The sequence below is a fragment of the Peptoniphilus rhinitidis 1-13 genome, from assembly GCF_000246925.1.
Classification (GTDB): Bacteria; Bacillota; Clostridia; order Tissierellales; family Peptoniphilaceae; genus Peptoniphilus_A; species Peptoniphilus_A lacydonensis.
In genome coordinates, this window is record NZ_BAEW01000011.1 from 25,240 (window position 1) to 42,269 (window position 17,030).

Genomic DNA, 17,030 nt, shown 5'->3' on the forward strand with positions numbered 1-17,030 from the left:
GGTAACAATGTGAAACGAGAATTAACGGTAGTGAAAAACAAAATAAAGAAGTTGAAGGATAAAAAGGCTTTGATTGATGAAGAATTGGAGCCTTTATTTATTCGTGAAGAAGAACTTGAAAACGAAGAAATCATTGCCATTTGCAGAAAGAACAACATTACAATCAGTGATTTGATGGCAAAGGTAAACAGACAAAGAGTAGAAATGAAAAAGGAGAAGTCAAATGAAAACCAGTTGGAAAAAGAATAAGAAGTTTTGGACAGCAGCACTTGCAGTCGTTGTAAGTATAAGCTGCCTTTTGGGTCTTTGGACAGTTGTTTATGCTCATGAGCAAAGCTTAACGGAAGCACCTACAAGCGATAAAGCTGTCCAAACACAAGTGGAAGTAAATGTAAAGTATATCTTTGAAGATGAAAAAGTTTATAAGGAAGAAAAGATAAAGGCTGAGAAAGGACAGCTTCTTGACAGCGGTGATCTGCCGATGCTCCCTGATAATATGAAATTTATTGATGAGTTTCTATTTTATGAAGTAAAAGGCGATGGAAATGATGAAATTATCCGAAAGGTAGCAAAGACTGAGGCTAAAGATAAAGAGACTCAGACAGAAGAAGAAAAGCCGAAACAGGATGAAAGCTCGCAGACGAAAACTCCAAAGACGGAAGATAAATCAACGCAGACAGAGCTTTCTAAAAATGATATTTTCAAAATGGAAAAAGATGCTAAGGAGCTTCAGGAAAAACTTGATAAGTTAAATAGCGAAATGAAGGATAAAGACAAATTAAGCGATAATCAGAAAGAAAAAATCAAAGAACTTGAAGCCCAGATTGAAAGCTTGAAAGAAAAAATGAAAAAAGATAAGGAAAATAGGGACTTATCAGAAGAAATGAAGAAGGAAATGGATAAGCTGAATAAAAAGATTAAAGAGCTTGAGGAAAAGGCAAATGAAGCAAACAAGGCTCCCGTAATATCTAATCCGCCTGCACTGAACAGTCCTATTTCCGGAATTAAGAAAAACTCAGGCATTTCAAATCAAACACCTGTAAACAATACAGGAAAAAGCACAACTACACAGGCGAGTTCAGAAAATACTGTAAAAGATACAAGTAATTCTGAAACGAAAGAGAAAGATATTCGCTATCCTAATAAGCTGACACCGAAAGCTCCTGCCAATAACAATCAGGATTCATCTATGGACGGGACAAGTAAGACTGTAAATACCAATAAGGGAGTAGCTTCTGCTCCGTCAAAGGCAAGAGGAACCGTTACGGAAAATAAGGACAATGCGAATAAGGACTATCCAATTCATCACGGGGATAGCGGTGATAACAAAGAAACAGATCTGTATTCTGCTGATGCAAGACAGTTTATTACCTTTCAAACGAAAAACGGTAAGACCTTCCATCTCATCATCAACCACGATGAGACACAAGAAAATGTAATGCTTTTAACGGAAGTATCTGAAGATGATCTTCTAAATATGGTTGAAAAGAAAGAAGCTCCGAAGCAGGAGATTAGCAAAGAGGAGCCAACTAAGGAAGAAGTAAAGCCTGAGAAAAAAGAAGAAAAGAGTAATTTAGGAACATATATTATTCTGCTTCTTGTTATAGGCGGAGCATTAGGAGCAGGTTATTACTTTAAGGTCGTAAAAAAGAAAGAGGATAAGGAGCTTGAATCATTAGAGGAAGAAGATGATGATTTCTTTTCGGAAGCAGAAAGTGAGCAAGAAATAGGAGAAGCAGAAGAAACAGAAGCTTATGATGAAGAATAAATGCATCTTAAAATATATTGTTATGGGTGCAAACGCAGGGCGGGAGAGTAAAATCTTTCGCCCTTTTACAATGAAAGCAGGAGGAAAAATATACATGGAACATATACTTGTGATAGCAGAAAAACCGAGTGTAGCTATATCAATTGCAAAGGTAATAGGAGCTACAAAAAAGAAAGATGGATACTATGAGGGAAATGGATATAAGGTATCTTGGTGCGTAGGCCATCTAATTCAGATGGCAAATCCGGACGCTTATGATGAAAAATACGCTAAGTGGAATATATCGGATTTGCCGATTATTCCGAAGCAGTACAAATTTGAAGTGGCAAAGGCTACAAAAAAGCAGTTTAATATCCTTAAAAAACTGATGAATGATAAGGAGATTGATACAGTTATCAATGCGTGCGATGCGGGAAGAGAAGGAGAAAGTATTTTTCGACTGGTATATAACGAAGCTAAATGCAAAAAGAAAATGCAGCGTCTTTGGATTTCGTCAATGGAAGATAGTGCTATCAAAGAGGGATTTTCCAATCTAAAGAATGGCAAAGATTACGATAAGCTCTTTGAATCGGCACAGGCAAGAGCTATTGCAGACTGGCTTGTCGGAATGAATATCAGTAGGCTATATTCTTGCCTGTATAAGCAAAATTACAGTGTCGGGAGAGTGCAAACCCCAACGCTTTACATGATTGTAAAAAGAGATGAAGAAATAAATAATTTTAAGAAAGAAAAATACTACACCGTAGAGCTTTCTATGAACGGCTTTACATTATCGACAGACAAAATTGGTGATGAAATAACCGCAGAGCAGCTTATTAATTTAATAGGCGATAATATTGAAATAACTGATGTCATTCAAAAAGAAAAGATTACAAAGCCGGATTTACCCTTTGATCTAACAACACTTCAAAGAGAGTGTAATAAATATTTTGGATATTCAGCAAAGCAGACGCTTGATTATGCTCAAAGCCTGTATGAAAAGAAACTAATTACCTATCCAAGAACAGACAGCAGATGCTTAACGGAAGATATGATTGTAAGTACGGTCAATAACATTTTAGGAAAAAATGATTTTGATACAGAGCGTATCAAGACGGTATTTAACTCAAAAAATGTTACGGATCATCACGCTATTATTCCGACAGTAAGCTCGTTAAGTGAAGATTTATCGAGTATCCCTGATAGTGAAGCGAAGGTATATAGGCTTATTTCTAATAAGCTTCACGCAAGTGTAGGCTATCCATTAGTCGAAAACACAACAAAGATTGTAGCTGAATTTGACGGATTTGAATTTACAAGTTCAGGAAGGGTAATTAGAGACGAGGGCTTTAGCAAATACCTTAAAGAATACAAGTCCAAGAAGAATGAGTTCATAGAGCTTCCTGATGTAAGTATCGGTGATGTTTTAAGTATTGAAAATAAAGAGATTAAAGAAAAATTTACTCAACCACCGAAACACTTCACTGAAGATACGCTTCTAAAGTCTATGGAGATTGCAGGAAATGAAGCCTTAGAAAAAGGTGTAGAAGTGGAAAGAAAGGGACTTGGAACACCTGCAACAAGGGCAGGAATTATTGAAAACTTAATCTATAAGGGTTTTGTCGAAAGAGATAAGAAAAATTTGATTGCCACGCATAAGGGGATCAGCCTTGTAACAATAGTATCCGATACCTTTAAGTCAGCGGAAACAACTGCAAAGTGGGAAATGGAATTAGCGGATATTGCCAAAGGGAAATCTTCAAAGGAAGAATTTTTAGAAGCAATTGAAAATGAAATAAAAGAGGTTGTTCTGACATATAGTAAGTAAGAGATAACTAATTCAGAGTGGAAAAAATACTCCAAAAGTGCTATAATTTTGTAGGAAAAGTAGGGCGAAAGGAAGTAAATATGGAAGATATATTTATGGATACTGCAAAAGTTATGGCAAAAGGACAGGTTACTATTCCGAAAAGGATAAGGGAACTTTTAAATTTAGAAAATGGAGATTATGTTACTTTTGTAGTTAATAAAGATAAAGTGCAAATTCAAAATTCTAAGGCTTTTATTGAAGAAAACATTAAAAAATAACAGCACGTTTTTAGAGGTAGGTGAAACAATGAATAAGGATAAGATGGTATTGCAGAATACAGATATTGGAAAAGATAATCATCAGTTTGATGATATTGTTAAGATTGTCGAAAGTGCAAAGGATCGTGCTTATAGAAAAGTCAATGAAGAATTGATTTTGATGTATCAGGAAGTGGGAAAGTATATAAGTGAGAAAAGTAAAGAAGCAGGTTATGGGTCAAATTTTGTGGAAAATGTTGCCGATTTTTTCTCTGAAAATTATCCTGATTTAAAAGGATTTACCCGTAGGGGGCTTTATAGAATGAGGCAATTCTATGAGCTATATAAGGATGATGAAAAAGTGTCAACGTTGTTGACACAATTGAGCTGGTCTAATCATTTGAAAATAATGTCAGGATCTAAAAGTAAAGAAGAAAGAGAATTCTACATTAACTTAGCAATTAAGGAGAATCTAACTCACCGAGAGTTGGTAAGGCAGATGGACAGTGGCTATTATGAACGTTATATGCTTTCAAATAGTAACGATTTGCCTGCTATACAAAGGGCAAAACAAGAGACGCATAATTTGTTTATGGACAGTTATGTTTTAGAATTTCTTGATGCTCCCAAGATTGGAAATGAAAGAGAATTTCAGAAGTCAATTCTCCAGAATCTGAAGAACTTTATTTTAGAGATTGGGAAAGATTTTTCCTTTATAGGTAATGAGTATAGGGTACAGGTTGGCAATCATGATTACTATGTAGATTTGTTGTTCTATCATAGGGGACTATCTTGTTTAGTTGCATTTGAATTAAAAATTGGAGAGTTTAAGCCGGAATATATCGGAAAAATGAACCTGTATTTAGAAGCACTGGATAGAGAAGTAAAGAAACAAACTGAAAATCCAAGCGTAGGAGTAATCCTTTGTGCTTCAAAAGATGATGAGGTAGTAGAATTTGCATTAAGTAGAAGTCTTTCGCCTACAATGGTATCGGAGTATACATTAAAACTGATAGATAAGAATTTGTTGCAACGAAAATTAAAAGAATATGTAGATATTGCGGAAGAAACAAACGAATAAAATTTAATAATATAATGCGTAAAAGGTGATTAGAGTAAAATCTAACCGCCTTTTTTGTTTGGAAAAACGAAGGAGGTAAAAATGCGAATAAATGATTTTCATAACATTTTGGAGCTTATAAAACAAGATGTGCTTCATAGTGAAGCAGAGTATCTGAAGCTCTTAAAGGTTGTCGGAAACAATCAAAGATATGACTTTAGAAGTCAATTAAGTATCTATGATAAAAATCCTGAAGCAATAGCTTGTGCCAAGTTTGACTACTGGAGGGAACGTTTTAATAGAACAGTAATGCGAGGACAGAAAGGTATCCCCATTTTAGAGGACTATGGCACATTCAAGAAAGTGGACTATATTTTTGATATAGGTCAGACAGTTTCAAGAAACAGAGATGTCAACGAAGTAAATCTTTGGAAGTTTGACAAAGAAAATCATCAAGATGTGTTAAAGGAAATGATAAAAAGCGAGGGCTATGAGGAAAGTAAAAGCACACTTGAAAACATCTTTTCTTTAAGCAGACTCTACGGTGATGAAAAAATAGATACCTTAATGAATGAACTTAGAATAGCGGATGAGGATAGAATATCCTTTACAAAGTTTGTAAGGGACTCGGTAAGCTATGCGGTAGCATCAAGATTTAAGTTAGATTATTCGATAGATTATGAGCTTTTAAGAGAGAATTTTCAAAGACTTGACAGCATATCTCTAATGAGTCTTGGTGAAAGCGTATCGGATATTAGCGGAAAGATTATTGATGCGACCATTCAAAAAAGCAAAGAACTTGAGCTGCAAAAAGAAGTTTTAAGAGGAAAAGAAGCGGGATATAATAAGATTAAAGAAGAATTGGAGGAGGTAGAAGAATATGTACTTCGACGAGATGATCAGGGAAGAAATGAAAACGGGCGAGTTCTCCGAAATGGAGAGTACAGACGAGATAATAGAGAAAATCAGGGAGAATACGCTAAACAGCTTGGAGGAAGAGACGGACTTCATAAGGAAGTATCCAAATCCGACCTACGCAGTGATGAGGCTGGAGTTTCTTTCACAGAGCGAGGAGCAGAGCAACTTCGAGATGTTAGTAGATCTATACAAGGAGAAGAAGTTGACAGGACACCTGATGGACATTCAGAAACAGGCGATAGAGTTTATGAGAAGAGAGAAGCCGAAGCTGATGGCAGCTTGGAAGATAGAGGGAGAGAGCAATCCACAGTACAAAGCAATGATTTCAGCTTTGAAAGAGATGACGATCAAGGAAATAGTAGAAGGTTAAGAGAAAATATTGATGTAGAGATAAGAGAAGCTGAAAAGGCTTCTTTTTCTTTACCAGAAAACTCCTATGGACAGACACGCCTTACGATTCCGCTAACTGAGAATGATATAGATACCGTCCTTATTAACGGAGGAAATCACGATGGCGGCAGACTTCCTGTTATTGCTGAGTTTTCCAAAGAAAAAACAGTAGAAGAATTGGGAGAATACCTCAAAGATACCTTTAAAGGCGGAAACGGGTTTTACATTGATGAAAGAGAAGTATCTTCCTGGTATTCGGATAAAGGCATTCATTTAGCCTATGGAACTTCTGCAAGAGAAGATGATACGCAGGTCTTAAACTGGAATGATGCTGCAAAGAGGATAAATGAACTTCTTAATAGTGGGGAATTTGCTACAAATGTAGAGCTTTTTGAAGCTCTTGATTATGAAAGAGATCGGATTTCAGAATCTCTATGGTATCTATCTCATGATTTAAGTGAAGAAGGAAAAGAGCAAGGATATTTTGAACTTTTTGAAAGAGGTGGGGGCTTTTCGGAAGAAACAAAAAGATTATCTGAAGCATTAAAAAATCCTGAGTATCTGAAAGAAACAATCAGAGAATATGACAGATTTATAGCAGGATATAAAGAAAATAGGAATGTACTAAGGTTTCACTATCACAAGGTAGATAGCCTTTATCAGAAATTACAGGAACTTGAGCTGCCACGAAAGGAATATAGCACCAATTTGACAGAACTTCCGAAGGTAAAGTCCTTTATTACAGAAGATGAAGTCCTTGAAAGTCTTTCAAGAGGAAGTGGCGTTGATAGAGGAAAAGAACGAATCACCAAGTTTTTTAAAGAAAATCATACGCTTCAGGAAAAAGCGAATTTCTTAAAAGACGAATATGGAATTGGAGGACATTCCCATGCTGTTTCCGGAGCAATGGGAAGTGATGAATGGCACGATGCTAAGGGACTTAAATTACAGAAAAATGATTGTAATGATGTGTTTCTTACTTGGACAAGTGTTGCAAAGCATATCGACGAGCTGTTTTCTAAAAATCTTTATCTTGAAGAAAAGGAAACAGAAAACAAGTCAAAGATTGAAGAACCACAATATTATTCCAAAGATGCTCCTGAAAACTTAATGACCGATGAAATGCTTGAAAGAGTGCCGGAGCTTTACGCACAGGAGGATGTAGCATTAGCGGATAAAGAGGTTCATGCTGCATATATCATTCCTTTCCGTTCTAATTGGACTTGGTATATGACGGAATATGACAGGGAAAGTGGCGATGCCTTTGGACTGGTACTTGGGATTGAACCTGAATGGGGATATTTTAATCTTGAAGAACTAAAGGAATTAAATGCCCAAAGGCTTATTTTAGAAGATTTTCCAAAGACCTTTAGAGAGCTGAAAGATACAGAACTTAAAAAGCAGATGGATGAGCAGGAGCTTCAGTCTGTCTTTAATGGAGAACTTAGCTTTGTAGAAGAAGAACTTGAAGCACCTGAAGAAACAGAAGAAGTTAGAAGGGCTGACACAGTTCAAGCTACCTTATTTGATTACCTCAAAGAAAGAGAAGAAGTAGAACTGAATAAAAAAGAGGAAATCCCTTTAGAGGATTTTGCAGTTAAAGCAGGTGATACCGTCTACTTTCATCATGAAGAATACAAAGTCAGAGAAATTTCTAAAAATGAAATCACAGGAAAAAATGACTTGTGGCTTGATCCTGTAAGGCAAGGCAATCATCAAATTCCGATTGTAGCCTTTACAGATAATGAGGATCTTATGAAGCAGATAAGCCTTGAAAGACCGAACTTTATTGTCGGAGATGAAGTCAAATACAAGGATAAAGACTATACCATCACACGCTTTGATGATATGGGAAATAACCTAAAGACGGTAACGGTTAAGGACAATACAGAATATCTTGGCGGTATGATAACAGGCTCCGATGTGATTCCTTATCGTCTGGAAGGCGACCTTGAGAGGGTATTTCAAAATCAAACATATAAACATCCAGAGCAGACTACTGAAGAAGTAGAAATAAAGAAAGCAGAAGCTCATAACTTCAAAATTAAAGAAGAAACGCTACCTGACAAGTTATCTCCAAGTGAGAGATTAAACAATAACCTTGAAGCAATCTCGATGTTAAATCGAATTGAAAGAGGTGAGAGAGATTTAGATATTACCGCTCAGAAAGTTTTAGCAAGGTATGTTGGCTGGGGAGGACTTGCTGATGTATTCGATGAAGAAAAAGGCGGACAGTGGAAAGAAGTAAGGAGCTTTCTAAAAGAGAACTTATCGCAGGCAGAATATGAAGCTGCAAGAGAATCTACTTTAACGAGCTTTTACACACCGAAAACAGTGATTGACGGAGTGTATAAGACACTTTTGGATATGGGATTTAAACAGGGAAACATTTTAGAGCCAAGTATGGGAATAGGGAACTTTATAGGCAATATCCCTGATGAAATGAACAAGTCTAAGTTTTATGGTGTAGAGCTTGACTCAGTAAGCGGTCGAATTGGAAAACTCTTATACCCTGAAAGTGATATACAGATTAAGGGGCTTGAAGAAACTTCCTTTTCAAATAACTTCTTTGATGCGATTATCGGCAATGTACCCTTTGGAGAATATAAGGTAAATGACAGGGAGTATAACAAAAATAACTTCCTTATCCATGATTATTTCTTTGCCAAGTCCATTGATAAAGTAAGAAACGGAGGTATTATTGCCTTTATTACATCAAGCGGAACGATGGATAAAAAGGACGAAAGTGTAAGACGCTACCTTGCAGCAAGAGCAGAGTTTTTAGGAGCGATAAGACTTCCGAACGATACCTTTAAGGGCGTAGCAGGAACAGAAGTAACCTCAGATATTATCTTCCTAAAGAAAAGGGACAGTATCAGAGAAAGGGATGAGGATTGGATTCACCTTGCTGAAGATGAAAACGGGCTTTTATATAACAAATACTTTGTTGATCATCCTGAACAGGTGCTTGGTTCTATGGAAGAAATATCCGGAAGATTTGGGAATACAATAGCTTGCCTGCCAAAAGAAAACACAGACTTAAAGGAGCTACTGACAAAAGCAAGCGAAGAAATCGCTAAAAATGCTAATTATGAAGAAATAGAGCTACTTGATGATGAAATCAGCACAATACCCGCAACGGACGATGTCAAGAATTTCTCCTACACCATTATTGATGATGAAGTTTATTACAGAGAAAACTCCCTGTTTGTAAAGAAAGAAGTAACGGATAAAAACAAGGAAAAGATTAAGGACTATCTTGAGTTAAATGCTGCCTTAAAGGACGTTATTTACAAACAGAAAGAAGATTTTTCAGATGATGAAGTAAAGAAAGCTCAGGAAAAACTAAATGAAATTTATGACAGCTTTTCTAAGAAGCATGGATATGTCAACAACCTTTCTAATACCAGAGCCTTAAAAGAGGATAGCAACTTCCCGCTTGTTTCTTCCATTGAAATCCTTGATGAAGAAGAAAACTTCAAAGCAAAGGGAGATATTTTCTCCAAGCGAACAATCACAAAGGCGAAGGTTATCGACCATGTAGACACTTCCCTTGAAGCTCTTGTTTTATCGGTATCAGAAAAAGGATATGTGGATTTTGAGTATATGGGAAGCCTTACAGGAAAAGACAGACCGACTTTGATAGAAGAACTTAGAGGGGAAATCTATCTAAACATCAGAGAAGAACAAAACTTTTATAGACCATTGTCTTTTAACCTTGAAGATGGAGATTTACCTTTTGCCTGTGCAAACGGCAGTAATTCATATAAGTACGGCTATGTAACAAAGAATGAGTACCTAAGCGGAAATATCAGAGATAAGATTGCTATTGTAGACAGCTATCTTGCAAAGCTAAGACAAACGGAAAGAGAGTTGCCTCATCTTGGCTATGCGGAAGATGGCAAAGAAAAAGAGCTGATAAGCTATGAGATGAACCGTTTGGAATACCAAAAGGCAGAGCTAATAAAAGTTCTTCCAAAAGAGCTTGAAGCAAGTGAAATCAATGTAAGACTCGGAGCTACTTGGATACCGATTAAGGATATTGAAAAATTCATCTTTGAAACGCTTAAAACTCCGGGATATGCCAAATGGGATATTAAGGTTAAATTTTCAAATCTGACAAGCGAATGGAATGTAGAAGGAAAGAGCAGGGATAGAGGAAATGACCTTGCAGAGATGACTTACGGCACCTCAAGGGTAAATGCCTATAAGCTGATTGAAGATGCTCTAAATTTAAAAGAAACAAAGGTATTTGATCAGATTGTAAATCCGGACGGCTCGAAAACTTCTGTATTAAATAAAAAGGAAACGCTTCTTGCAGGGCAGAAACAGGAGCTTCTAAAAGAAGAATTTAAGAACTGGATATTTAACGATCAGGAAAGAAGAAACCGTCTTGTAAAGATATATAACGAGCGTTTTAACTCTATCCGTAACAGAGAATATGACGGCAGCAAGCTCTCCCTTGAGGGAATGACCACAGAAATTGATTTAAGATCTCATCAAAGAAATGCCATAGCAAGAAGCCTTTATGGAGGAAATACCTTGCTTGCCCATGTGGTAGGTAGTGGTAAGACCTTTGAAATGGTGGCGTCTGCGATGGAAAGTAAAAGGCTTGGAATGTGCAGTAAGTCCTTGTTTGTTGTCCCCAATCACTTAACAGGTCAAATCGGTCGTGAGTTTATGCAGCTATATCCGTCAGCTAACATTATGGTTGCAGATAAGAAAGATTTTGAGCCGAAAAATAGAAAAAGATTTATCGGAAGAATTGCCACAGGAGAGTATGATGCCGTTGTAATCGGGCATACGCAGTTTGAAAAAATTCCGATGAGTAAGGAATATCAGGAAAAGCATATTCAGGATCAGATTGATGAAATTATAAACTATGTAGAAGAATATAAGCATGACAGAAACCAAAACTTTACGGTAAAACAGCTTGAAAAGACAAAGAAGAAACTTGAAACAAGGCTTGAAAAGTTAAACGATGATTTTAAGAAGGATGATGTCATTACCTTTGAAGAATTAGGTGTAGATAAGCTCTTTATTGACGAGGCACATAATTACAAAAATCTATACCTTTACACAAAAATGAGGAATGTAGCAGGTATTGGACAGTCTGAAGCCTTTAAGTCCTCCGATATGTTTATGAAGTGCAGATACATGGATGAAATGACAGGTGGAAAAGGAATTGTCTTTGCCACAGGAACGCCTGTCAGTAACTCGATGACAGAGCTTTATACTATGCAGCGTTATCTTCAGTATGAAAGCCTTAAAAAGAATAATTTGGAGCATTTTGATAGCTGGGCTTCTACTTTTGGTGAAACGCAGTCAGCTTTTGAATTGTCTCCGGAGGGAACAGGGTATAGAGTAAAGACAAGATTTTCCAAGTTCTATAACCTTCCTGAACTAATGTCTATGTTTAAAGAAGTTGCGGATATTCAGACAGCAGATATGCTAAATCTTCCAACACCTGAAGCACACTATGAAGTTATTAAAACTTTGCCAAGTGAGGAGCAAAAGGTAATCCTAAAGAGCTTATCGGAAAGAGCTGATGATGTGAGAAACAGGGTAGTAGAGCCTGACGAAGATAATATGCTGAAGATTACTAATGACGGCAAGAAACTCGCCTTAGATCAGCGTTTAATCAATCCACTGCTTCCGGATAATCCTGACAGCAAGGTCAATGTGTGCGTGAAAAATGTCTTTTCCATTTGGGATAAGACAAAAGAAAATAAGTCCACACAGCTTCTTTTCTCCGATATGTCAACTCCAAAAGGAGATGGAGCGTTTAATATTTACGATGATATTAGAGAAAAACTTGTGGCAATGGGAATACCGAAAGAAGAAATAGCCTTTATCCATGAAGCAAATTCCGATAAGCAAAAGGATGAACTCTTTGCAAAGGTAAGAAAAGGCGAAATTCGTATTTTGATGGGTTCTACACAGAAAATGGGAGCCGGAACGAATGTGCAAAACAAGCTGATTGCACTTCATGATTTAGATGTCCCATGGCGTCCTGCCGACCTTGAGCAGCGTGCGGGCAGAATTGTAAGACAGGGAAATGAAAACAAAGAAGTCAGCATATACAGATATGTAACGGAGAATACCTTTGATGCGTACCTTTGGCAGACCATCGAGAATAAACAGAAGTTCATTTCTCAGATTATGACAAGTAAAACACCTGTCAGAGTGGCGGAAGATGTGGACGAAAGCAGCTTAAACTATGCAGAGATTAAAGCCCTTGCTACAGGTGATCCGAAGATTAAGGAAAAGATGGATTTGGATAATGAGGTTACAAAACTTAAAATGCTTGAAGCAAACTATAAGTCCAACCGTTACAGATTAGAGGATAAGGTTGCTAAAAACTATCCGGAAGAAATTGCAAGGACAGAAAAACTCATTGAGGCTGTAAAGAAAGATATTAAAGATGTAGAAGCAAAAGCTGAAGGAGAGGAAAAGTTTACTTCTATTACTATCGGTGGTGAGAAGATATTAGATAAAAAGTTAGCCGGAGAAAAGTTGCTTGAAGCTATTTCTAAAGTGAAAATCAATGAAAGCAAGGTTATCGGTAAGTATAGAAACATGGACTTAGAGGTAAGCTACAACTTCTTCACCAATGAGCATAACTTCAGCTTAAACGGTGCTGCAAAGCATTCAGGAGAGCTTGGAACGAGTGCGGACGGTAATATTACAAGGTTTGATAATGCTCTTGAGAAAATGCCTGAGAAATTAAAGAGGCTTGAAGAAAAGCTCCTCGGCACAAAAGAACAGCTTGAAAATGCCAAAGAGGAATTACAAAAGCCTTTTGAAAAAGCTGATGAACTAAAGGATAATGTGCTTCGCTTGGCAGAACTGAATAAGCTCCTTGATATGGGAGAAGTGGAAGAAAAGAGAAATGATAATCCCCTTGTAGAAGATGTAAAACGAGCCATCATTGACTTCTGCAACAGAGAGTATGAAGAAAATCATAGTTATGATGAGTTTGATACTCTATATCCTGATCTAAAGCACATCGGCATCGCCTATACCAATACACCTGACGAAAGACACAGCATCCAATATGAGCTTAACTTAGAGGATAAGACATGGACACAGTATATTGAAGATATACCGATTAAAACGGAGAGTTTTGATTATGAAAACAAAGGAGAAAATGAAGCTCTAAGGAATATGAAAAATGAAATAGAGCTATCCTCTTTTGAAGATTTAGTCTATGTGGATTCCGAGGACTTAAAGGCAGCTCTGGGACTGGACATTGATGATGAAGGTAACTTCTATGATCCACTTTCTAAAGACCTTGATAATGATGGAATTGCTGACAGATACGACAATGACTTTAAGGACAGCGATTATTTTGAGTCAACCTATGATGTTGAAGATAATTTGCATACCAAAGAGGAAGCCACACAGAAAACGGGTGATAAACCATCTATCTTAGGACAGATAAGAGCCTATCAGGAAGAAAGTAAAACAGAAGAAAAACAAACTGCAAAAGAACAGGAATATGTACGATAAGGGAGGGAAACCTCCCTTTTACCATGAAAGGAGATAAAACATGGATTACAAAACAATGAGAAATCAGATAGAAGATATGGTAAGTGATAATCACAAGGACTTTGTTAAGGCGGTTATCAGCATGGAAAAAGGTATCAACGATGAAAGTGCTTTGGATAAGCTCTATGAGGCTTATATGGACAATGACACCGTTAATTTACTGCATGAGGAATTTGATTACATGATTGAAGATTTAAGAGAACAGGGGCAGATTAAAAATCTTCCTTATGTTCAAGAGGAGAAAGATAATCTTGTCAATATCGTTGGAAATATTGTAGGAAAGATCGATGTAGTTGAAAGGGAAAATAAGAACGGCGAAGCCTTTCAAGTAGTAAACTTCTCTGTGGCATCTAAAGATGATGAGGGCAATAAGGTATATCATAATTGCTCCGCATACGGAGAAAAGGGTGATATTCCAAAAGACTTTAAGCAGGGAGATTTTGTAAAACTCTTTGGACAGATCAGAACTTCCGTTGACGATAACGGCAAGGAACATACTAACATCAGGATACTTTCTTCAAAGCTTTTAAAGGCAAAAGAACAGATGAAAGGTCGAGATGAAAAGAAAGAGTCTGTGCTTGGAGCTATCAAAAAATATCAGGCTGAAGATAAGGAAAAGCCTAAAGAAAAGAAAGAAACATCAAAAGAAGCTGAGAGATAAATTTATGGTCGGTGTGGTCTTGGGACTGCACCGACTCTTTTTTTATTTGCGAAAAAAGGAGATAAAGATTATCTCTCCATCTCCTTACCCATGTAGATTCCGTAATTTTTTCGTATCTTATAAAGCTCGTCCATAGTGGATTTTGAGGAAGAATACTCTTGCATAAGGGTGTTCTTTTTTTCTTGTAATTTATCAAGTTCAGCTAAAATATCCTTTGAATTTGGGAGTTTGGAATAGGATTTTTTAAGCTCTGAGAGAGCATTTTCATATAGGGTAATCTGAGCTTTGTACTCTTCAAAAAATGCCTTGTCAGACGGATTAGCAGTATATTCCTTGTAGCACGCTCTGTATTTTTTAACGGTATGAACTTGCTCCATAGTGGTGGAAAGCTTCTGCATTTCCTTATCAATAGACTTGATTTTCTCTTGTATATTTTGCCTTTCATCAGCTGCTTTTTGAATATACTCGTCAAGCTGTTTAACGGATTTAATGCCATGTTCTCTGATATAAATAACAGACTCAGCCATTGTATGAAGGTTATGTTTGGTTGCCCAATATTCGTAGCCTTTGCTTTCCTTTACCTTTGCATTGGTGTTCATGTCAATAACATTGCTGATGCGTTTTTTGACGGCAGGAGTCTTGATAAACTCTCTTTCTGCAATGCGGTCTTTTAATCTTTCTTCGGTATAATCTTCTCCGATTGTTTTAGTCCTTGTAAATCTCGCCTTATCTTTTGGCTTAAAAGCAATGTGCTTACCGTATTTGATTTCATAGCCAAGATCAGCCATCTTCTTTAAAAATTCGTCCCAGTCCTTTGACTGTTTTATCATTCTGTCAATGTCAAATTGAAGCCTGCTTTTCCAAGAAGTGCCATGTTTTGCCTGTTCATTTTCATACCAAGATTTACCGTTAGTCTTGTATTTTTTCTTATAGCTTTCGTAAAACTCGTCAATAACGGATAGGTTATTTTCTTTGCAGAGTTTATCACTCTGATAACGGATTTGGTGGTAACTTTTCTTGTTAGACTGGTAGCACCTACCTGTTACCATATTTACATTATTGAAGATGATGTGATTGTGGATATGCCCCTTATCTACGTGAGTAGATAAGACAAATTCGTACTCCTCTTTGAGTATCTTTTTACACAGCTCCATACCAATCTGGTGAGCCAATTCAGGGCTTGTTTCTCCCGGTAAAAAGGATTGAATGAGATGTCTTGCAAGAACGGTTCCTTTTGTTCCTGCGTCATTTCGTGTCCTTAAAAACTGAGTGTGAGCAGTTGATTCGTGGCATTTATGAGTGCTTACTAAAAGCTGCTCGTCTGTTTTATCTCCATTTACAATGTAGTCGATAGCAAGATTAAGAGTCGATTTTATTGGGTGTATTTTTGTAATAGCCATTATTATTCACCTTCCGTTTCAGATGTTCTTTTCAGAAGTAGTGAATGAATTTGCCACAGCTCTTTTGAGAAATGTTCAATCTCTTTTTTTATATCACCTATGTCCTCTTTGTAGATTACACCTGTCGAATTTACTCGCTTTGCAATCTGATTGATGTTGTTTGTTGCATTAGAAAGTAAGCCTTGTAAATCTCTGAAAGGCTCTAAATCCACTTGATAAATTTCCTTTTCCAAAACGCATTTGCGGATGAAATGGCTCATGTTTCTACACTTCGCAAGTCTTTTTTTCTCTTCAAAAAGAGCCTTTTCTTCTTCAGTTAGTTTAATTTCAAGTCTTTCGTTTCTTAATCTATTTGCCATAGTTAGTTCCTCCTTTGAATGTATTTCGGGGTCTTAGGGTTCTCCCTAACAATCTAAAAATTGATAAAAAAAGAAGCAGATCCCCAAGGGCTGCTTCGTCAATTTTCCGTAAGTGTCCGTACACTTACTGTGCTTGCTACAAAAGCTACAAAAGCTACAAAAGAATAATTAGAGTAGCAAGCATTAAGCGTGTATAAAACTATTTGTATTTATTGTACCATTTTTTTTATTAGAGTTCCAGAAAATACTTGACATACATGATCGACAATATTAAAATGATAACTAAGTTATCAAGATGAGGCGGGAAATTGATCAGTAAAGAGAAAGTAGGCAGAGTAATGGCAGATTTGAATGGATATGAGCTTACACATAAAAAAATCATGGATAGTGGTAAAGCGAATTTTTTGAAGGATGGATATGAACGAGCTAATTTAAGAAAAATTTGTAAAGATGCTGGAGTTACAACGGGTGCTTTTTACAGGCATTTTAATGACAAAGAAGATTTATTTATCAGTTTAGTTGATCCATTGGCAAAAGAACTTTTGGGTTTTTATAACAAGTTTGAAGAGGAATCTTTTCAAAATATAGAAAAAAATTGTGGAGAAGATTTATCAAAAATTAACATTGAAGGGTCAATTGAATCTGCATTATATATGTTTAGCAAAAAAGATTTATTTAATCTTTTAATATATAAATCATATGGTACGAAATATGATAATTATATAGAGCTTCTTGTGGAAAAGGAAGATATAAATAGACATAAAGCGTTTCATATTATTTAAGTATAAAAATAGCATAAAAATCTAGTTATCCGCATAAAAACTGGACTTATCACACTTTATCAAGGTCAAAACCACTCAATTTACTACTAATTTAC

The 17,030-nt window shown here is 36.4% G+C and carries 10 protein-coding genes; 8 read left to right on the forward strand and 2 right to left on the reverse strand.

Annotation, left to right across the window (positions count from 1 at the left end; all coding sequences use genetic code 11):
- Nucleotides 1–9 precede the first annotated feature (9 nt).
- The 7 genes from RH95_RS06860 (at nucleotide 10) to RH95_RS06890 (ending at nucleotide 14,394) form a co-directional block, all read left to right on the forward strand.
- Nucleotides 10–249, forward strand: a complete 240-nt coding sequence (locus tag RH95_RS06860) for a hypothetical protein (protein ID WP_000817944.1) — start codon at nucleotides 10–12, stop codon at nucleotides 247–249.
- Nucleotides 224–1,768: a CD1107 family mobile element protein gene (locus RH95_RS06865; RefSeq protein WP_000858450.1), complete on the forward strand. Its 1,545-nt coding sequence runs from the start codon at nucleotides 224–226 to the stop codon at nucleotides 1,766–1,768. The genes RH95_RS06860 and RH95_RS06865 overlap by 26 nt, the downstream gene beginning before the upstream one ends.
- 94 nt (nucleotides 1,769–1,862) lie before the next feature.
- Nucleotides 1,863–3,575 (forward strand): DNA topoisomerase 3, encoded by a 1,713-nt coding sequence (locus RH95_RS06870; protein ID WP_007391818.1) that lies wholly within the window; start codon nucleotides 1,863–1,865, stop codon nucleotides 3,573–3,575.
- Nucleotides 3,576–3,655: 80 nt separating this feature from the next.
- Nucleotides 3,656–3,835 carry an AbrB/MazE/SpoVT family DNA-binding domain-containing protein gene (locus tag RH95_RS06875; RefSeq protein ID WP_000389423.1) on the forward strand — a complete coding sequence of 60 codons (180 nt, stop codon included), beginning with the start codon at nucleotides 3,656–3,658 and terminating at the stop codon, nucleotides 3,833–3,835.
- 28 nt (nucleotides 3,836–3,863) lie between these two features.
- Nucleotides 3,864–4,895: a PDDEXK nuclease domain-containing protein gene (locus tag RH95_RS06880; protein ID WP_001030694.1), complete on the forward strand. Its 1,032-nt coding sequence runs from the start codon at nucleotides 3,864–3,866 to the stop codon at nucleotides 4,893–4,895.
- A gap of 81 nt (nucleotides 4,896–4,976) precedes the next feature.
- Nucleotides 4,977–13,694 (forward strand): helicase-like domain-containing protein, encoded by an 8,718-nt coding sequence (locus RH95_RS06885; protein WP_010247056.1) that lies wholly within the window; start codon nucleotides 4,977–4,979, stop codon nucleotides 13,692–13,694.
- 40 nt (nucleotides 13,695–13,734) lie between these two features.
- The gene (locus tag RH95_RS06890) at nucleotides 13,735–14,394 is read left to right on the forward strand and encodes a single-stranded DNA-binding protein (RefSeq protein WP_000384996.1); all 660 of its coding nucleotides are present in this window, start codon (nucleotides 13,735–13,737) and stop codon (nucleotides 14,392–14,394) included.
- 68 nt (nucleotides 14,395–14,462) lie between these two features.
- Here RH95_RS06890 and RH95_RS06895 read toward each other — a convergent pair whose 3' ends face one another.
- Together RH95_RS06895 and RH95_RS06900 are read right to left on the reverse strand one after the other, a co-directional pair.
- A complete protein-coding gene (locus RH95_RS06895) occupies nucleotides 14,463–15,794 on the reverse strand; it encodes a relaxase/mobilization nuclease domain-containing protein (RefSeq protein WP_001018662.1) in 1,332 nt (443 codons plus the stop codon).
- 2 nt (nucleotides 15,795–15,796) lie between these two features.
- Nucleotides 15,797–16,153, reverse strand: a complete 357-nt coding sequence (locus RH95_RS06900) for a plasmid mobilization protein (protein ID WP_000013547.1) — start codon at nucleotides 16,151–16,153, stop codon at nucleotides 15,797–15,799.
- A 308-nt stretch (nucleotides 16,154–16,461) separates the two neighbouring features.
- Here RH95_RS06900 and RH95_RS06905 point away from each other — a divergent pair, with 308 nt between their 5' ends.
- Nucleotides 16,462–16,935, forward strand: coding sequence for a TetR/AcrR family transcriptional regulator (locus RH95_RS06905; protein ID WP_010247058.1), 474 nt, complete (start codon nucleotides 16,462–16,464; stop codon nucleotides 16,933–16,935).
- Nucleotides 16,936–17,030: the final 95 nt, after the last annotated feature.